Origin of the sequence: Anaerostipes hominis (ex Lee et al. 2021) (assembly GCF_002270485.1) — a bacterium.
Taxonomy (GTDB): domain Bacteria; phylum Bacillota; class Clostridia; order Lachnospirales; family Lachnospiraceae; genus Anaerostipes; species Anaerostipes hominis.
In genome coordinates this window covers 123,591-141,930 of the sequence record NZ_NQOG01000007.1, presented here as the reverse complement: position 1 = coordinate 141,930, position 18,340 = coordinate 123,591, and the positions used below count along the sequence as shown (strand labels likewise).

Annotated in this window: 17 protein-coding genes; 5 read left to right on the top strand and 12 right to left on the bottom strand. The window is 39.2% G+C overall.

Annotation, left to right across the window (positions count from 1 at the left end):
- Positions 1 to 81: 81 nt before the first annotated feature.
- The 5 genes from CI597_RS08990 to CI597_RS08970 all read right to left on the bottom strand — a co-directional run bounded on the left by CI597_RS08990 (position 82) and on the right by CI597_RS08970 (position 3,284).
- Positions 82 to 264 carry a hypothetical protein gene (locus CI597_RS08990; RefSeq protein WP_024727443.1) on the bottom strand — a complete coding sequence of 61 codons (183 nt, stop codon included), beginning with the start codon at positions 262 to 264 and terminating at the stop codon, positions 82 to 84.
- Positions 264 to 1,529, bottom strand: coding sequence for a hypothetical protein (locus CI597_RS08985; protein WP_024727442.1), 1,266 nt, complete (start codon positions 1,527 to 1,529; stop codon positions 264 to 266). The genes CI597_RS08990 and CI597_RS08985 overlap by 1 nt, the downstream gene beginning before the upstream one ends.
- Before the next feature lie 94 nt (positions 1,530 to 1,623).
- Positions 1,624 to 2,322, bottom strand: coding sequence for a thermonuclease family protein (locus tag CI597_RS08980; protein ID WP_158221717.1), 699 nt, complete (start codon positions 2,320 to 2,322; stop codon positions 1,624 to 1,626).
- 141 nt (positions 2,323 to 2,463) lie between these two features.
- Positions 2,464 to 2,667 (bottom strand): hypothetical protein, encoded by a 204-nt coding sequence (locus tag CI597_RS08975; protein ID WP_143266077.1) that lies wholly within the window; start codon positions 2,665 to 2,667, stop codon positions 2,464 to 2,466.
- A gap of 353 nt (positions 2,668 to 3,020) precedes the next feature.
- Positions 3,021 to 3,284 (bottom strand): AbrB/MazE/SpoVT family DNA-binding domain-containing protein, encoded by a 264-nt coding sequence (locus CI597_RS08970; RefSeq protein WP_095142926.1) that lies wholly within the window; start codon positions 3,282 to 3,284, stop codon positions 3,021 to 3,023.
- Positions 3,285 to 3,441: 157 nt separating this feature from the next.
- On the opposite strand from CI597_RS08970, the gene CI597_RS08965 reads away from it, so the two are divergent.
- The 5 genes from CI597_RS08965 to CI597_RS08945 all read left to right on the top strand — a co-directional run bounded on the left by CI597_RS08965 (position 3,442) and on the right by CI597_RS08945 (position 7,036).
- Positions 3,442 to 3,864 carry an HNH endonuclease gene (locus tag CI597_RS08965; RefSeq protein ID WP_095142925.1) on the top strand — a complete coding sequence of 141 codons (423 nt, stop codon included), beginning with the start codon at positions 3,442 to 3,444 and terminating at the stop codon, positions 3,862 to 3,864.
- Positions 3,865 to 3,964: 100 nt separating this feature from the next.
- Positions 3,965 to 4,375, top strand: coding sequence for an IS66 family insertion sequence element accessory protein TnpA (gene tnpA / locus CI597_RS08960; RefSeq protein ID WP_227051962.1), 411 nt, complete (start codon positions 3,965 to 3,967; stop codon positions 4,373 to 4,375).
- On the top strand, positions 4,369 to 4,710 hold the full coding sequence (gene tnpB, locus CI597_RS08955) for an IS66 family insertion sequence element accessory protein TnpB (RefSeq protein ID WP_070090327.1): 342 nt from the start codon (positions 4,369 to 4,371) through the stop codon (positions 4,708 to 4,710). Before tnpA ends, tnpB begins: the two co-directional genes overlap by 7 nt.
- Before the next feature lie 142 nt (positions 4,711 to 4,852).
- On the top strand, positions 4,853 to 6,469 hold the full coding sequence (gene tnpC, locus CI597_RS08950) for an IS66 family transposase (protein WP_095142924.1): 1,617 nt from the start codon (positions 4,853 to 4,855) through the stop codon (positions 6,467 to 6,469).
- Positions 6,470 to 6,475: 6 nt separating this feature from the next.
- Positions 6,476 to 7,036, top strand: a complete 561-nt coding sequence (locus CI597_RS08945; protein ID WP_143266076.1) for a hypothetical protein — start codon at positions 6,476 to 6,478, stop codon at positions 7,034 to 7,036.
- 83 nt (positions 7,037 to 7,119) lie between these two features.
- Here CI597_RS08945 and CI597_RS08940 read toward each other — a convergent pair whose 3' ends face one another.
- The 7 genes from CI597_RS08940 to CI597_RS08910 form a co-directional block, all read right to left on the bottom strand.
- Entirely contained in the window at positions 7,120 to 8,004 is an 885-nt protein-coding gene (locus tag CI597_RS08940; protein ID WP_235824583.1) for an RNA ligase family protein, read from the bottom strand.
- Positions 8,005 to 8,033: 29 nt separating this feature from the next.
- Positions 8,034 to 8,825 carry a Ku protein gene (locus CI597_RS08935; RefSeq protein ID WP_095142921.1) on the bottom strand — a complete coding sequence of 264 codons (792 nt, stop codon included), beginning with the start codon at positions 8,823 to 8,825 and terminating at the stop codon, positions 8,034 to 8,036.
- A gap of 94 nt (positions 8,826 to 8,919) precedes the next feature.
- The gene (locus CI597_RS08930; RefSeq protein WP_095142920.1) at positions 8,920 to 9,939 is read right to left on the bottom strand and encodes a hypothetical protein; all 1,020 of its coding nucleotides are present in this window, start codon (positions 9,937 to 9,939) and stop codon (positions 8,920 to 8,922) included.
- 176 nt (positions 9,940 to 10,115) lie between these two features.
- Positions 10,116 to 10,478, bottom strand: a complete 363-nt coding sequence (locus tag CI597_RS08925; RefSeq protein ID WP_095142919.1) for a zinc-ribbon domain-containing protein — start codon at positions 10,476 to 10,478, stop codon at positions 10,116 to 10,118.
- Between the two features lie 423 nt (positions 10,479 to 10,901).
- Positions 10,902 to 11,864: a hypothetical protein gene (locus CI597_RS08920; RefSeq protein WP_024727433.1), complete on the bottom strand. Its 963-nt coding sequence runs from the start codon at positions 11,862 to 11,864 to the stop codon at positions 10,902 to 10,904.
- Positions 11,865 to 12,397: 533 nt separating this feature from the next.
- Complete coding sequence (locus CI597_RS08915) at positions 12,398 to 13,189, bottom strand: hypothetical protein (RefSeq protein ID WP_095142918.1); 792 nt, start codon at positions 13,187 to 13,189, stop codon at positions 12,398 to 12,400.
- A gap of 81 nt (positions 13,190 to 13,270) precedes the next feature.
- Positions 13,271 to 18,148: a VaFE repeat-containing surface-anchored protein gene (locus CI597_RS08910; protein ID WP_095142917.1), complete on the bottom strand. Its 4,878-nt coding sequence runs from the start codon at positions 18,146 to 18,148 to the stop codon at positions 13,271 to 13,273.
- Positions 18,149 to 18,340 lie beyond the last annotated feature (192 nt).

Below are 18,340 nucleotides of genomic sequence, written 5' to 3'. Positions count from 1 at the left end.
CAATGATCATCGTTCATCTATAGTATGAAGAACAATATAGGGGTATAAAAAACAGACCCCTGTTACAGGAGCCTGCCTTCTTTACTGAATAGAATTTTGTTTGTCTCGATCAGCATCTAACACTTCTTTTCGTACTTCATCCTTTCGTATATAGTTCGGATCCACCGGTTTCATACGATGTTTCCGTTTCTTTTTAGGAAACTTAGGAAATAATATCAGACAGATGATAGCTGTGATCATAGTTACAATAACAAATAGCTGCATTATTTAATCCTTTCTGTATCAAAACTTTGGGTAGCACCACCACGTCCAGTAATCCAAGTATCCACCATGTCCTCAGTAACCTTCTGACGAAAGGAATTAACTTTTTCCTGTTTAATAACAGGATCCTTCTCATTCAAATATTTATCTTTCCTAACATGCTTCTGCCATAATATTTGCTGTGTATCTTGGAGATACCAGTATTCATTTATATCGTAGGTCATGTTGTCGGCATATGTATAGGCAATATCCTGATAAACATCGATATAATAGGTACCCACGGAATCATAGGCAAGTGAGAGATATGGGACCGTGGTCGTTGTAGAGTAAATGCATTTGCTCCGGTTCTTATCCGTATAAATCATCCAGGACCATTTTCTTGTCCCGATCTTTGATTTGGTCGCTTTCTTATCTTCCTTCGTGACTTTAAATTCTTTTACTACTGCAGTGTCTACGGAATCCTCTCCAGCCGTCACCCGCTCGTTCAAGTATTTCTTAACGATCTCTTCCCGTTGTGGCAGCGTTGATTGGTCGGCCAGCCCGGATCCAATCAGATCTTCTCTCTTCTTATTAAAATCATTTCTCCATTGTTCTTCCCATTTTTTCATTTGCTCGTCCCATTTTTTCTTTTCAGCAGGCCAGCTGTAATATCCTTCTGGAGCTTTAAACGCCGGCAAATACGCTTGACCAGGATGTGAACTGAACCCTCCGTCTAAAGGGAGTCCTCCGTTCTTTCCAATACCAGACTTTTCTCCTATGGTCCCGGATTTATAGGCTTTCTTGGATGCCGTACCAGACTTGATCCCGTAATCTTTTTTTAGTCCGCTTATGATCTTTTGGACATTGGCATCCGTTTGAATGGGAGAAGCATTATGATCTGTGTAATTTGTTTTTAAGTTTTTTCCCTGCAGTCCAGACATCTGTCCAATAAAGCTTTGAAGATCCACGGTAGAGACAGGGACTTCTTTATAAGTAACAATCTGACTTCCGTTATTTACGACGGCTTTATTCGGGTTTCCTATAATATCCGTATATGTTTTTGACATGGAAGAAAAGACAGAACTATTGTTAACCTGTGCAGAAGCATCTTGATTAGATCCCTCATTCCTGCTTTCGCTCCCCGTAGTCGATCCGGCGGCAGAATCTGCATTATATGTGATTGTCTCTCCAACTCCTACATCGGCTGCAAACACGGGGGAAACTGCTCCAGTTATGTAGAACAAAGCCCCTAAAAACACCAGAAAAATCCGTCTTATTTGTTTCGACATGCTGTTTCTCCTTTCTTTTTCTTTCTCATTTATAGTATGGCAAAAAGAGAAAAAGAAAAAGACCTGCATCGCAAGCCTTTTCTGTCATTCGCTCTTATTTTTCCCACATTCCAATCTTTCGAGACTTTGCTTTTGAACACTCAAAAGATAAATCAAAGGAATATTTTGTATTAGGCTCTATCTCCATTGTTTCTGCATATCCTTTGGATACCAAGGTCTTATTAAATAGTTCACCATCTATAAAGACATAGGCCAGAGTACGTCCATACTTATCTGTATGGTCTATATCGTATTCCATTTTTATTGTCTTTCCAAGTAGGCGATGTTTGGTATAAGCTGTTGCCTTATCCCCAAAGTATTCTTTCTTTGTTGTATCTTCCGGACAGTCAACACCGATAAAACGGACTTTTTCTTCAGAACCGTCATCCAATTTTATGATGATCGTATCGCCGTCAATAACATAGATCACAGAGGCAGAAACTGCAGCATCAGAAGCATTTAAAGTTTCTTGTTCACTTTTGCGCGCATTGATCGTATCCTCTACCTCTTGTTCCTGCTGATTGATCTCCTTTAAGTTTGCATCATATGCTTTTTGAGCAACCGTCTGCTTTTGTTTTACATCATCTTTTCCAAAGAAAGCCTGCAGCATTCCAGACTTAAAGATAACCGAAAAAATAATAGAGATAAAAAGGAAACCCAAAACAAAAGAAACAAACGTCTTGATTGCCTTAAGTCCTAAATATCCTAATATCGTTTTAACATTGATGTTGAATTCAAATTTTTCTTTGTTCATGTAATCTTTCTCCTTTAATCGTGAAGGAAGGTGGCCACAGGGATATTTTCCCTTCTCCATACAAACCTTCTATTTTCCTAGTGTATTCAACGAAAATTAATGGAGATGACATTTCGCCATCTCCAAAAACAAACTCTTGCCCTAATAGGTATAAGCAAAATCACGATGGATCAACAGCTCCTCAACATGTACCATATGACCTTCAAAATCATAAGGTCTCAGGTTTTTATGGGATATCCATCCGGCATGGGTATCTGTTACTTCAACACAGGTGCCGATCGTTCCTTTTACCTGATAGACCGCGCTATTTTCGTTGTTTTCCAATACAATAAATTTCTCACTCATTTTTTTCACCATTTCTGTACTTCTGTACAGCCTTTCGTAATATAAATGTAAAAGTTATCCTTAGAACGAAAAAAGCACCCACAACATAAGAGCTTTTGTTACTGCTCCAAGTCATGGGTGAAAATTTCTTCATATATAGTATGGCGAAAAAGTAGTTAGGAAAGATTGAGATTATGTGTAATTGATATTCTGGTCACTGTCTGAAAACAAGATTGACTTTTCCTGGCCAACTAGTTTCCGGGTCTGCACTTTAGATTAAAGACCGCCTTTGGTATCATATAGTCTTGCTATTTTTGATACCACAGAAAATCTCAAAATTAAAAACCCAGGATAATATTTATCTTGGGAATGCGTTATTCCATTATTTTTAATCCAGCAAGTTTCGCTAAATTGACAATGGAAGCCTTTGATACTTTCTTGCCTTTGTACTCAATGAGGTTATCCATCTCGCCAGTAAAAACGTCCGCTGGATTGTACTTTCGTAAAATAATTGTGTCATCATCCACAAAGATCTCAAGTGCCTCTCGATCTTCAATATCTAAGTTTCTCCTTAACTCAATTGGTAAAGTAATACGTCCCAACTCATCAAGCTTTCTTACAACACCCGTGCTTTTCATTTCGTTTTCCCCTTTCGTGTTTGTGTGTTTTTTGATATAATTTTATGTGTTAAATATAACGCTTTTCCTAATTTTTGTCAAATCAATTCTAAATGATTGTCATCTTATCACTTCACTACAAAAAATAAGTTGTAATTATATACGAAAGGAAAATCAAATGAAAAAATGTATATTTTGCGGAAAAACAGAGACCGATTTTGACAAAAATAATATCTTCACCGAGGAACATATCATTCCACAATCGCTTGGAAATGAGACTCTAAAGCTATTTAATGTCTGTAAAAGATGTAACAGTGGATTAGGAACTTACGTTGATAATTACTTTGTAAATAACATGTTTGTAAAAATGATTCGGCAAAACCTCGGGCTAAAGGGACAGAGCGGTGTTATCCCCAATGCATTCACAGAAGGGAAGAATAAAGATGGTCATCGAATCAGAGTCGATGAAAACTTTCACCCGACACTCGTCCCACATATTGAACAATCTGGCAATACTATTAAGATAAATGCCCCATCCAAAAAAACTGCCAAGAAAATGATACAAAAGAAATTTTCCAGATTAAATATACCAGAAAAGTAAGCGCCAAATATTCCTGCGGATTTCCTGATCCTCAAGCTTTACCTATAATTGTAGTCGATAGATATTTAGACTATTTCACTACAATTATGGAGGATAGGTTATGGCAGGTACTCGCAAAGCCCGTGTTCCGATGGCGGAACAGATTCGGCTTATCAATGAATGCCGCCAGAGCGGCATGACAGATGCTGACTGGTGCCGTGAAAACGGCATTGCAGTAAGCACCTTTTACAACTGGGTCAGCCGCTGCCGGAAAGCGGCAGCGGATCAGATCCCGGCAGCGAATTATGGTCATCTTGAGGTTCCCCGCCCAAAACAGGACGTGGTCCCCATTGACATTGTTCCAGATCACATTCCGGAGCAGCATACAGCATCACAGATGCAGAACCCGTACCTTGACAATTCGCATACGATTGAAGTTGCTATGAAGAACATCACGGTCCGCATCAGCAATGATGCAGATCCTGTCCTGCTCACCAGGACATTCCGCCTGCTTCAGGAGCTCTCATGTTAGGTGACATCTCCGGACTTGAGAAGATCTACATTGTCTGCGGCTATACGGATATGCGGAAATCCATTGACGGACTCTGCGCCGTTATCGAAGACCAGCTTAAGATGGATCCGTCGTCCAGTGCTCTCTTCCTTTTCTGCGGAAGAAGACGGGACAGGATCAAAGCTTTGTTCCGTGAACCGGACGGCTTTGTTCTGATCTATAAGCGGTTGTCTGTCCACGGCGGCTATCAATGGCCCAGGAAGCAGTCGGAGGTCCGGAATCTTTCCTGGCGGGAGTTTGACTGGCTGATGTCGGGGATCGATATCGACCAGCCCAAGGCCCTCAAAGCAGAGTGAAAAACATCTGGATTTCTCAAAAAATCCTGCACAGAAAAATCCGGAAATTCCTTGTAGATTCGGCATTTTTCAGGAGCCATTTTCCTTTAGTAACAGCTCCGTTTCTGGTATAATAAAGGTATCAAATCCGAGGAGAGAAACGATGGCTTCCAACACAAAAGATATCCAGCTTCGAGAGCTGAAAGATACAGTATCACAACTGAAAACAATGATATCTGAACAGACCGAGCTGATCAAATCTCTCCGTCTTATTATTGACGAAAAATCCAGTCACGAGAAAGCGCTTCAGGAACAGGTAGATTATCTGACCAAAAAGCTTTTCGGCTCATCCAGCGAAAGAAGATCCGATGATATTCCGGGACAACAGAACCTTTTCGATGAAGCGGAAGTAGAACAGGATCCATCCCTGCTGGAAGTAGAAACTGTGATCAAGGAGCATACCCGTAAAAAGAAGGCAACCCACGAGGATCTCTTCAAAGGCCTGAAGGTTGAAAAAGTAGTGATCCCTCTTCCCGAAGAAGAACAGATCTGTCCGGTATGCGGCACACAGATGATCCTGATCGGTGAGGAGTATGTCCGCCGGGAACTGGAATTCATTCCTGCCACCTGTAAAGTGATCGAATACTACAGCCAGAGTTACGGATGTCCATCCTGCAAGGAAGGGCTCGGCGATACGGAAAAGCCTGTGATCATAAAGTCTCAGGTTCCGGCGGCTCTGGTTGGGAAAGGTCCTGCCTCAGCATCCACTGTTGCATGGACCATGTATCAGAAGTATGCCAACGGGCTTCCCCTTTACCGGCAGGAAAAAGACTGGAAGCAGTATGGGGCTCAGATCAGCCGGACCACCCTTGCCAACTGGATCATCTACTGTTCGCAGAACTATTTCCAGCCGATGTATGATTACTTTCATCGTGAGCTGCTGAAGCGCAGTTTTGCAATGGCAGATGAGACACGGGTCCAGGTGTTAAAAGAGGAAGGGCGCCAGGCCCAGACCCAGTCGTTCATGTGGCTGTTCCGAAGCGGCGAGGATGGACTTCCGGCGATTATCCTGTATGGCTATTCCCCTACCAGGAGCGGCAGCCATGCAAGGGAGTTTCTGGAAGGCTACAGCGGATACCTGGAAACGGATGGATATCAGGGATACAACAATCTTCCGGGGATCAGACGCTGCTCTTGTTGGGCGCATATCCGTCGATACTTTATCGACGCCGTTCCCAAAGGAAAACAGTATGACTACAGCCAGCCGGCAGTGCAGGGCGTACAGTACTGCAACCGGTTGTTCGCCATTGAGGACTCCATTAACAAAAAGTATCCCGGTGATTATGAAAAGCGGAAGCAGCTACGTCTCGAGAAGGAAAAACCTGTTCTGGAGGCTTTCTGGTCGTGGCTCGATCAGCAGAAGCCCGTCCGGAATACCCGGATGGATAAAGCCGTGAATTACGTTCTTAACCGACGTGATACAGCGGAGACTTATCTGGAAGACGGACGGTGCAGCTTTACCAATAATCTCAGTGAGAATGCAATTCGTCCATTCGCAGTAGGCCGGAAGAACTGGCTCTTCAGCAGTTCCGTAGAGGGAGCGAATGCCAGCGCAGTAGTCTACACAATAGTTGAGATGGCAAAAGCATACGATCTGAATATTTATGGGTATCTTAAATTTTTACTGGAGCATCGGCCAAGTAAAGATATGACCGATGAACAGCTGGCAGAGCTAGCACCTTGGAGTGAAAAACTCCAATCTATCAAAAATCGCATGTGAATTATAGTGAATTACTCCAACTCGCAAAGGGCTGGGGTAATTTTGTATCTGACCGCATTAATATTGGGCGCTTACCCAGAAAACATAAGAAAGGATACTCTGGATAAGTTAGAAAAACTGGAAAGTTATTTTTATCAGCCCGAAATTCAATTTGATATAACAATAGACTTTAGACGCTTTTTTCTGGAAGCATTAAAAATCGCTTTTGAGTATGCTGTATATAAGATTGGAGAAGGTTACTTAGAAGATCCACGTGCAAAAGATATTCAAAATTATTTGAAAAGCGCAATTGATGGAAAATTCAAAAAAGAATGTGCAGAGTTTTCCGGAGTAGAATTACTCCCCAAAGAATTCAGGGGCATATTAAAAAATGCAAAAAAGGTAAACGCTCATTTGCTTATGATTAATTCTGATGCCGAGAATAAATTGGTTGCAGAAGTACTTTTGTTCATGGAACCTGCTCTTTCTTTCATGGTCGTGCTTTCAGATGATGCGAGCAAATACTACAATCCCAAGAGCCATATGGATGAGATAATAGAAATAAAGACTTACGCAAAATCAGTTTAAATGACCAAGACACTGTTCTCAATAAGTTGGCAGATGATTTCTTATAAAACTTTCTGGACCTGACGTAACCGCCAGGTCATATTTTATTCTACATCTATTATATCGATGTCGGTCCGAATCCCCTTAAAAACCGCTTCTCGAAGTACTTTCTTTGTATTTGGCATATATTCAATCGTACATACCAATGGTTTGGTCCAAACAGCTTCATCATTCCCAACTGGCAGTAATGTAAATGGTGCCTTTTTTATCGTAGGCATATTGCGGATTGTTTCTATTGTAACTCCTGCTGTAACATGTCCTTTGTAAATAAAATTTCCACTTTTATACTTGGCCAGAATTAAGCTGTATCGATTATCTTGTTTTCTGATATAACCAACCACAATATAATCATCATCCAATAAACGTTTAAATTTAATCCAATCACTTGATCTTTTTCCCTGAAAATACAAGCTATCTTTCCGTTTTGCGACAACCCCCTCCAGCTGTCTCTCTTCCGCCAGCTGGTAGAGACCAATTCCATTTTTCTCGATATATCGTGAAATTGCAATCCTGCTGTCTTCTAATCTTAAAGCTGAGTTAAGACACTCTTTTCTTTCCATAAGCGGTAATTTTGTAATGTCGCGATCATCTATAAACAAACAATCATAAGCAACAAAGCTCGCCGGCAGTTGTGCTGCAGCCAATCGAATCTTGAAGGGATCTGCTAAAAGCGTTCGTCGTTGTAATTCATAAAAATCTGGAACTCCATTCCTTAAGATAATTAACTCACCATCTAAAATACATCGCTTGCTAATTAATTTATTGATATCTACCAGCTCCGGAAATTTTTGAATAAGAGACAGATCTCTTTTATTCCTTAGATCTGTTTCATTGATGTCTAAATAAGCAATGCATCTGCATCCATCCAATTTAAGTTCATAAATCCAATTTTCATCGTTGAATGCAGGCTGCTTATTTTTAATTAACATTGGCTTCACATTCTTATTCTGAAATAGACTCATGCTCCAGCCTGATCCTCATGTTTATTTCCCTTTTCGGACTGTTCAAGACTCTTTTGCAGGGCTTCCATAAGATCAATGATATTTGATTGTTCTCCCTGGTCAACCGCGATCACATTATTCCCTTTGATTTTTTGCCAGATTGCTTCTTTAAGTCTTTCTTGATATTCATCTTTAAAATCTGAAGCCATGAACTTTTTCTCCATATTTTTCAGAATTAATTTTGTCATTTCTAGTTCTTTTTCATCCAGCTTCATCTTAGAGATCTTCCTTGGTATTTCAACAATTTCATCATAATAATATAGAGTTTTTGCAATCATACCATCTTTAAGAGGATATAATGCAATCGTCTTTTCTGATTGCCCGATTACTGTTTTTGCGATTCCTATCATCTTCAAGGATAACAGTGATTGCCGTAACAATTCAAATGGTTTTTCAGCGCCCTTATCCGGCACCACATAGTAGTTTTTATCATAATAAAGCATATCAATATCATTTAGTTTTGAACATTGAACTAGATGAATTGTTCTGTCTTTATTTGTCTTTAAAAGTTCCAGCTCATCCTCCGTCATCGTAACATATCGCCCTTTTTCGTATTCATAGCCTTTCACAATATCCTCTGACGAAACCTCTTTACCACAATGACTACAATATTTTTTGTAACGGATCCGAGCTTTGCTTTCTTTATCTAACTGATTAAAATGGATTGTATTATCAGTTGTTGTTTTATATAAACTCGTTGGAATCAATACCATATACATGGAAATACTTCCCTTATGTGCTACTGCCATAATTTACACCTCTTTTTTAGTTTAGTATTGCAATTAGGAAGCTTTTTCATGCAACAAAAAAAGGAGCTCTCGCTCCTTAATAAAGATTCACTTGTCAACTCTTAAGGGCATTATAATAACATTCATATCTTTTTCTGTTTATTTCTTCTCGTTGTTTCTCATCCATAAAAAAGTATTCTGTTGGATATGTTTGAGTCGTATCAAGCATAGATGATATATGTGTCGTGAACTCCGATCTGCCTAAATCAAGTTCGATAGCCGCTGCATCACTCTCTGATAATTCTAATTTTCCAACCTGGGATAAGCACTTTTCAAGTACATCTTCCACGCGTCTTGCAATATCCATTGCCCGCTTATAATCAACCTTATGAATCTCCTTACAATGTGTCACTCGATTTCGATATTCGGTTAATTGATCCCAGTCATCCTCCAAATCCTTTTTTAAATCCACATCTTTAACCTGATCACGAAAGTATCTTTCCCAATTTGATTTTCTTTCAAAATCAGAAATTAATTCGGATAACTTATCCTCCTCTTTATTTTGAACTAATTTCTTCAGTTTATCAATGATATTCCCCAGTTCCATTTTAGGGAACGTCGAAAAGAAAAATTTACCTAACTGGCTAAACGATACTTTATATAAATAGTTTTCTTCTTCTGTTGCTGCTATTTGATCTTTGATTTCTTTAGGGATCCCTTTTTTAATCCAGTTTTTCCCTAACGCATTGACCATGAAGAAATATAGTAATTTTCTCATCTGATTCTCTATATGATTGATTGTGGGATATAATTTTTTCCCATAGTAGATCGAAATGTCATCCCATATTGTAGTTATACTAAAGCGTTCATAGTGTCTTATCGTTCTATGTATCATTCCATCGGCCTTTTCTAAAGAGTCTAAGGCTTTGGATGTTTCCAAACTTATATAAAAAATATGATCTTCTGTGCGAACCTGTTGCTTGGCCAAATGAAAATTCAAAGCATGTGAATCAATAATCAACTGATCACCCTCTAGCTTAATCGCTTCATTTGACATTAGAAGTCCTCTAAACCCTTCTTCTGTACAACAGAACTTTTCCTTATCTTCATTGGTTATTAAATATTCAATCTTCATGATTTCCCCATTTTCCTACATTTAATCTCAAATAATCTCAAAATATTTCTCTATTATTTAATGATAGCAGAGTCATCCTCTTTTTCAATGCTTTTTTGAGAATTCATGAATCTTAAGATATTCCTATTCAAGAGAACAGTTTCATTTTTTAGCGCCACAGTCACCAGTCACACTTGTTAATTTAAAGAATTACCGCAATTGCTGCAAAAAGCATGCTCTTCTTCTACAGGTTGACCACAATGGGGGCAAAAATTCTTTTTCTTCTCTTTCAAAACGTCACTTTTACGAAGATTCCGTTTCGTTAGGTCTTTTCCTTCTTCAAATTTCTTACCAGTGTATCGAATCACATCCCCTGCTAAGCACACTTTAGCCAGGCTACCACTAATGCCAACCAAGATAAAGACAATGATAGTAATTGGACGAAATCCGCTTGCGTTAAAAGCAGATCCGGTAAAAAGAATTAAAATCCAAAGTATAAAACAAATTCCACAAATAACTGAAGCTATGATACCCACAGTTCTTTTCATGCTATCTTTCATAATAAATAACTTCCTTCCCTTCTTGCTTCATTTCTTATTAACCAGTTCCTAACTTATAAAGGATTTACAGTTTTTGCAAACGTTTTCATTATAGATAGGTGCCCGACATTTTAGACACACCTTCATCATATATAAATAATATAAATTTTTTGCATTACCGTAATCCGTACGGAACTTAGAATCATCGGATGTCTACCTCTCGCAGAATCTACAAAACATATATCCACAGAAATCCCCTGCAATCTCTTCTTTAGACAATAAATAACCTCAAATTCTATTTTATGACCAAATCATTCCATTGTCAATTATTCACTTATATTGAAAATAGTATTTGAATTACAAAATAAAGAGAAGCTAAAGCATGCTCCTCTCTATTTCTTAATTATATAATGTTAAAGCTGGTTCCTTTTCGCAAAAACAATTTTATTTTTTCGCTCCGCAGTCACATCTGTATCCAACTATCACTTTTTCATCGTAGGCTTTTTTGTCTATAACCCACTGTTTTTTGGTCGTAGCATCGTGGTGAATTGTTACATCAACTAATTCGTCATGCCAGGATGAGGTACAACCATTATTTAATATATATCGGTGTAATGTACAAAACGATGATAATGTATCACAGTAGTCTTCATCCGGATATAATTTTTTTCTTTCCTCCCAGTTAGCCTTATATTTCTCATATTCCACATTTAAATCAAGTTTGCATCCGTAGCAAATCCAATGTTCTTCTTGCTTCTTCTCATCCCACGCCGGTACAACCACCGTCTCGTAGTGGCCAGCTTCCGGATGATGAACTGTTTTATACTGTTTCTCCCATGCATGGCTATGTTTTTGAGTTTGAGATACAGTCTTTTTCCCTTTTGTATCATAAACCTTAACTACAGCATTTCCAGTGCCAGCCTTCTTTTTCAGCTTCACCTTAAAGTATCCTGAATTCTTATTGGCCTTCACAGCATAGGTGGTTTTATTGATCGTCACTTTAACCTTGTAACTCGGCCTGGTGTAGCCGGAGATCGTCTTGCTGTTTGCTGTAAATTTATTTAGTCTAAGCTTTTTAGCAATGACATAGATCGTTTTCTTTGTGTAATACTTTTTCCCTTTGTATGCTTTAACGGTATATTTCTTTCCTGCCTTGACCTTAGGGACTTTGATGGAAAACTTTCCTTTTTTGCTGGCCTTGGCTTTGTAAGTCCTTTTTCCTATCCTTACCTTAACCACGTATTTCCCTTTGGTCTTGCCTTTGATTCTAGTGCTCTGCTCGTATACCCGGTTTACTGACAGCTTTTTCTTTGCTGCCTGGACATCCGCCGGCATTGTCCCTATCATACCCGCTGACATCATAACCCCTAATACTACTGCTAAAGCTCTTACTTTCATCTTTTTCATAGATACTCCTCCTAAATCCAATGAGAGATTTCAATGCTTCCTTTTCATTCATAGTATGTATCTTTTCTTTTTCTCTCATAAGCTCTTTTGTATATTATATCATGTTATTTCCATTTTTGTATAATAAGATTAGATTCTTGGTTAAAAATAGATTCCTTCCCTAAAACTCCAATTTTTCAGATTAGACTACAATAAAAGCCCCGGAAGACTTCCAGGGCATTCTATCTCATTTTTCTATGTACACAGCGTTTTCCAAAAAAAATGATCTTTGCTACTTGTTCCAACAGATGATTTTTATCGGCCCTCCTACTGATGCTGCTTGTGACATATTTTGGTTATTCCACGGCACTTGAACAGGTTCGTAGGCAAGAAATCCCTGATTATTACTATACACAGTAATGCCTCCTTTTGAATCTTTACTTGTTACAACCAATACATATGGCGAAGGAGAAGGCTTTTCCTTCTCCCCTATACAGAAAGAAGCTACTTATCTTTCTTCCTACTTTTTGTATTTTTCTATCGCAGACTCACCTTTAGTGGTTGTCCTCTACAGTATATGAAACTACCTGGATGTCCCCTCCAACAGGGTTATACGGCAAAAATGCATCCCCGATCTCAATGATACTCTGAAGAAGCAATGTCCCCTTTTCCTCTAATTGAAACACATCCCAGTTTGGATTTATGGAAAGATTTCTGGGCATTAATTCAACTACCCCCGCATAACGACAATTAGAGATTGCTTGTTGTGAGTTTAAACAATCGATTCCTTCCGAGCTGACCTTGTATTCCTTTATAAAATATCCATCATTTCCAGGAAACTCTTTACATTTGTAATGTCCACCAATGAAAAAATTATAAATATCATTCATTGAATGATTATTTTCATATAATAACTCTTGAAAACTATCAAGCACTTTGCGAAAATCATCTGGAAATCTCTCGATTAATAAATTCAGAACGTCTTCTACTTTTATCGGTATTTTACTTTTAATGATTCGATTATTTCCCCACGTTGCCAAGAGATAATTTGATGCCTTAAAAACTTTTTGTGTCCTTCGATTTTTCTCCTCTACTGAATTCTGTACTGTACTTTTAGAGTCTGCCACTGCAACAATTCCGTGAAGACTATTCATCATCATAATGAAACTCATATCATTACTCCTTTGCGTACTCTGTCTCATGATTTCACTATGATTTTTCCATGTTTTTTCATTACTGTCAACATTGTTTTTATAAGGGAATCCCATTGAATAATTTCTGTAGTTTTCTTCTGTTCCCTCTACTATCCCATTGTACATATATCCGGAAGATCCATAATATTTCATCGTTTTACTTCCTCCATTTTCTTTTTGAAAAGATGCTCTCTAGTAAAGAAGAGGGAATACTCCCCCTTCTTATACCTTTATCTACTGCTTTTTCTTCTTTTTCTTTAATGTGAAAGCGCTTCCCGCCACTCCAAAAGCAGCAACAATTCCAACGATAACAATAGGAACAGCGGAAGATTGTCCAGTCTTAGCTACGTCATTTCCCGATCCGTGAGAAGGCGTTGTCTTTTTTGGTGTCACAGGCTTCTTGACATTCACTGTCTGTCCTTTATCATTAATATCTTCGTGCCGCCCAATTTCCATATTGGATTCGACATCAATAAGCTTTTCAAATACTACCAGATCTTTTCCTGCAAGATCTGAAGCATCAAAGGTGAAAGCAAGGTTGGTCGTCCCGCTCTCTGCTTCCGCTGTAAAAATCTGCTCTGCAGTTACTTCTTCTCCATTGACCTTTAAAGCCTTACCAGTACTCTTATCCATGAGTTTTCCAGAAATCTTGATTTTCTGTCCGACTTTTACATTTTTCCATTCGACCTGATCAACGATGGTCACCTTGCCATTTGCAGAGATTGAATGATCTCCATCAGCTTTATCCGTTGCCGTGGTTTTTACGCTTGGAAAATGGATCGTCTGCTCTTCATCCTTAATATCCGCATGAGTAGCAACGCTGATTCCATCCTTTGCGATATCTTCAAAGACAACGGTCGTCTTTCCAGCCAGTGCACTCGCATCTAAGGTAAATTCAAGTTCCACAGTCCCATCTGCTGCTTCTGGAGTAAATGTTTTTTCAGCAGTTACAGGCTTCCCGTTGATCAAAAGTTCTTCTCCTGTGGATTGATCCATAAGAGTTCCTTTTACAGTGTATTCCTTGCCGGCTGTAAGATTTGAGTAAGCAACTTCATCAATAATGGTTACCCGCTCTCCTGCAAGAGAAGTATGAGACCCATTTGCCTTGTCCGTTGCAGTCGTCTTTACGTTTGGAACATAGATGGTTTGAGCTTCATCATTGATATCTGTGTGGACCGCAAATGTTTTCTTCTGATAGATCAATTCTTCAAATGCTACGAGAGTCTTTCCAGCGGTGTTGACTCCGCTAAATTTAAAGGTCACATCAACAGTTCCATCCGCTTTTTCCGCTGTAAATTTGGCCGAAGCAGTAATCACATCCCCGCTATCATCCTTAGCCGCTTTTCCTGTTTCCTTATCCATCAAGGTTCCAATAACCGTATAAGTCTTTCCAACAATCAAATTCTTATAGGATACCGTATCGATGATCGTAACATTTTCATCAGCCCTGGTTTCATTAGTCCCTGTTTCAGCATCAACGGCTTTTGTTTTGATTGCAGGGAACTTGATCGTCTGCCCTTCATCTTCGATATCTTTATGCGTTGTTACAACGAGGCTGCTGTCAGTTCCTCCCTTATATAAGGTTTCGAAAACAACGACATCCTTTCCAGCAAGATCTGTAGCATCGAAAGAGAATGACATCTCTACTGTATTGTTTGCTCCTTTAGCCTTAAATGTCTTTTGTGCAGTAATCTCTTTTCCATCCTTTGTAAGAACTGCAGTCCCTGTTGCTTTATCCATGAGGATACCTTTTAAGGTGTATTCTTCTCCGTCATCAAGATTCTCATGTGTCACGGTGTCCGTGATGGATGCGTCCTCACTCGCTGCACAGACATGAGTTCCGGTTGCATCATCCTTTGCCGTGGTGTGAATTTTAGGTGTGGTCGTTTCATTGTCGATGATAGTTCCAAGATCAACTGATTTCTGATCTTTCTGAATCCAAAAATCAACCGTTACCAGATCTAAGTTCTTATTCGTTTCGCAGCGTAATTCTTCTAAGGTATATTTTCCATAAGGAAGAGCTCCTTTAGCATCATCGGTCTTGGCCATGGACTGATCTTCTCCAAGGCCAAACCACACGCCGGAGTTGTAGTTAAAGTCAGAAGTTTTTAAAACTGCGTCTTCGTTGTATCCGTTTAAAAGTTTGTCATTTGCATTGGTCTCTGCACTGTGTTTTGGATCATCAGAAGTGAAATTACCATTCTTATCTGTTACCACAACATGGGATTCGCCCGTTGTAGAATTCGTGATCTTAAAGGCTGCACTGATATTCTGCTGTTTTCTGCCTTCTCTTTTGATGAATTCCACATCACCCCGGATAACCTCATTTTTAATATTCAAATCGCCAGAATCATTCGGGGTATACAGATGTCCATCTTCACCGTGACAGACCACAGTCTTTTCAGATCCGTCTGACATCTTATATCCAGTGCTGCTCGCAATTTCCTTTACGCCGTATGTACCATAAGGCAGATCTTTGTTCCCGGTCTGCGCAGTGTACTTTTTAAGAGTTTTATCCCAAGAAGCTTTGATCTTTGTTACTTCCTCTCCGGGCTTGATCTCTTTATCCTTATAGTGAATAGAGTTTGTACTCCGGTTGATGATAGAAAAGGTCGTTCCCTCCAAAGTGGCACCCTCTGGCGACGCTGTGTGATTCTTTCCTCCAATGGCTTCACTCTTATTGAGTTCCTCATCGAATTTGTACACCTGAATACCGTATTTTTTGACAGGATCGCTCACAGTGAAGCCTGCTGCAACTGTACCCAGATCTTTCCCCTCTTCCACTTTTGTGAAATAGGTCCTGTCAGATAATGTTGCCCCATTCACAGATACTGTAGAATCTTCAATCTTATAGCCCTCAGGGGCCTTTGTTTCTGAAATAGTAATGGTGCCCAATGGAATAGTTACACTACCGTCTGCTTTTTTATAAAATTCATCACCAGAAACTTTATATTGATCTTCAAATCCAATAACTGTAAATTTCTTTCCTCCGATTGACTTTTCTTTTGTCTCCAACACCCAGCTTCTTGTTGGATTATTCGGAAGTTTACTTATATCACTATAATAGTCGCTATAATAATTTACAGTAAACTGGGCCCCTGCAAGCGAAGCATTTCCTTGTTGACCTAGAGTTCCAGTTTCTTTATCAACTTTCTTTACTTCCAGAGTTGCCGGGTCAGTCCCTGGGGTATCAGCGATCTCAACTATTGCTGGATTTTCTTCATCATTATTCGTATCAATTGTGACTGATTTTACACTGGTGTTTAACTTATACCCTTTCGGCGCCTTCGTTTCTTTCACATAATATTTCCCTGCATCAATCTCTTTTGCATCGGTTGTTCCATCTGCCTTCGTTGTAAGGGTCATTACCTTCTTCATGCAGGAAGAATCGGAATAAACGCCAAATTCTGCTCCCTTTAAGCTATAGCAGTTATTTCCGTTCGTAATCGTCGTATTTGCAGAAGACTTCTTGATCTGCAATGCCCCCTTGGATTCGATTGCTAACTTATAGATTCCGAATCCGGATTGCGTGTTCACTTCCTGCGTATTTAATCCAATGATGACATATCCATCGTCTGTATTGACATGAAGGACTGACAGACGAATCTTTGCGGTATCTCCTGACTGCGTTCCCATCGGATTCGTGATATGGCAGCATTCGCCTGCATACATATGTTTGCTGGAATAGGAAGCATCATCCCCATCATAGGTCTTAGTAAAAGTACCTTTTTGATGGAAGTTAAGAGTCGCTTTATTTTTGTTAATTGCTGTAGCCTTATAGTTGCTCTGGTTCTTACTTGGCAGTGTCATTCCGAAGGTGACATCCTCAAAATTTGTCTTTTGATTAACTCCATCTGTGTCGTCAAAGTCACTTCCTTTATCATAGACGTCGAACCATCCGCTTTCTGCAGAGCCTGTTGGAATATATAAATACTTGATTGAATGTTTAATTGACTCTTTTCTGGCTTTTGTGCTATAGTCGCCAGTCACATCATCAATATCGCTAAAATATTGAATATTCGCATTGTATTCAAACACCTGGCCATCTTGCAGTTTGCTGGTATCAATCTTATCAAGAACAATTGGATCTCCTGTTTTTTTGTCTGCAGCAAATTTCAGCTTATCTGGATCCGTGATCTTTGCGCTGACATCTGTCGTAAAAAGCTTTAAAATCCTTTCAGAAAGCTTATCTTTCTTTATTTCCACCCGAACTGATTTTAATGTTGCTGGCGATACGCCCAGTTCTAGTTCTCCAGTATCTTTGTTATAAACAGCTGCTTCTTTTTCCTTAAGATCGTATTCTGTTTCGGAATCATTTAAGTAGACCTTGAGATCCTCCAAACTAAGCCCTCTTGCGATCTTTAAAGAATCTGTGATTGGCACAGAAGTTGTTACATCATAAGTATTTCCAGTTAAGATTTTATGATCTTCTTTGGAGTCTGTATTTGGATTTTTAACCGTTACATCGATCTTCGTATCCTGATTGCTCACACTTCCTGCATACATGACCTGCCCGGTTAATAGCGTATCCTTCTGTTCTGTAAAATAAGACTTTGGAATATACGCAAGTCCGGATTCTTTGTCAAATTTAATGTCCCTGCGTATGTCCGGATTCTTATTATCAGTCCCTCTTACAAAAGCCGCATCATAGATGTCCCCAATTCCGTTCTGAGCTGAGAAATCGGCAATATAATATTCCGAATTATCGCTTGTTGTATACAGTGGTACAACTTCAGTATACTGAGATACGAATGCATTCGCATATTTACTCCAAAGTGTATCAATAGTACATTCTTTTGGTAGCTTTGATTTTTCGGCGATCAAGCGTTTCAACCGGATCGAATATTTCGTCTGCTCCAATTCCTTTTTAATCTTCTTTTCTGATTTTCCTTTTACATCTTTCGCTAGTTTTTGATCTAAGTTTCCTGCTACATAAGATTGGGTTTCTTCATATTTTGGCTTTGAAACAGTCACCGCATTGGAATGTTCCAAAGGCACATCGGCCGCTGCCACATTGGTCAACCCACAAAATGAGCTGAATATCATGGCCGTCGCAGTCAGGGAACAAAGAACCCTTAAGAAGATCTGCTTTAAAGTTTGCTTCTTTTCCATATTTCGTTCTCCTTTTCTATGTTCATTTATAATGTCTTAAGCAGGAACATCTCTTTTGTTTCCTTTGTTTTATGACACCCCTTTCGTTTCAAAGTAATCCGTAGATTATGTCCCACTCTATTCTTAGTATGTAAAATAAGCCTTCCTTTTTCTGTGATTTAGAGGGTCCAGGAGGAAAAAATATAAAGATTC

Bases quoted from the DNA above. Each gene is read 5' to 3' on its own strand.
- CI597_RS08990 (WP_024727443.1), bottom strand. From the start codon at position 264: ATGCAGCTATTTGTTATTGTAACTATGATCACAGCTATCATCTGTCTG.
- CI597_RS08985 (WP_024727442.1), bottom strand. From the start codon at position 1,529: ATGTCGAAACAAATAAGACGGATTTTTCTGGTGTTTTTAGGGGCTTTG.
- CI597_RS08980 (WP_158221717.1), bottom strand. From the start codon at position 2,322: ATGAACAAAGAAAAATTTGAATTCAACATCAATGTTAAAACGATATTA.
- CI597_RS08975 (WP_143266077.1), bottom strand. From the start codon at position 2,667: ATGAGTGAGAAATTTATTGTATTGGAAAACAACGAAAATAGCGCGGTC.
- CI597_RS08970 (WP_095142926.1), bottom strand. From the start codon at position 3,284: ATGAAAAGCACGGGTGTTGTAAGAAAGCTTGATGAGTTGGGACGTATT.
- CI597_RS08965 (WP_095142925.1), top strand. From the start codon at position 3,442: ATGAAAAAATGTATATTTTGCGGAAAAACAGAGACCGATTTTGACAAA.
- tnpA (WP_227051962.1), top strand. From the start codon at position 3,965: ATGGCAGGTACTCGCAAAGCCCGTGTTCCGATGGCGGAACAGATTCGG.
- tnpB (WP_070090327.1), top strand. From the start codon at position 4,369: ATGTTAGGTGACATCTCCGGACTTGAGAAGATCTACATTGTCTGCGGC.
- tnpC (WP_095142924.1), top strand. From the start codon at position 4,853: ATGGCTTCCAACACAAAAGATATCCAGCTTCGAGAGCTGAAAGATACA.
- CI597_RS08940 (WP_235824583.1), bottom strand. From the start codon at position 8,004: ATGTTAATTAAAAATAAGCAGCCTGCATTCAACGATGAAAATTGGATT.
- CI597_RS08935 (WP_095142921.1), bottom strand. From the start codon at position 8,825: ATGGCAGTAGCACATAAGGGAAGTATTTCCATGTATATGGTATTGATT.
- CI597_RS08930 (WP_095142920.1), bottom strand. From the start codon at position 9,939: ATGAAGATTGAATATTTAATAACCAATGAAGATAAGGAAAAGTTCTGT.
- CI597_RS08925 (WP_095142919.1), bottom strand. From the start codon at position 10,478: ATGAAAGATAGCATGAAAAGAACTGTGGGTATCATAGCTTCAGTTATT.
- CI597_RS08920 (WP_024727433.1), bottom strand. From the start codon at position 11,864: ATGAAAAAGATGAAAGTAAGAGCTTTAGCAGTAGTATTAGGGGTTATG.
- CI597_RS08915 (WP_095142918.1), bottom strand. From the start codon at position 13,189: ATGAAATATTATGGATCTTCCGGATATATGTACAATGGGATAGTAGAG.
- CI597_RS08910 (WP_095142917.1), bottom strand. From the start codon at position 18,148: ATGGAAAAGAAGCAAACTTTAAAGCAGATCTTCTTAAGGGTTCTTTGT.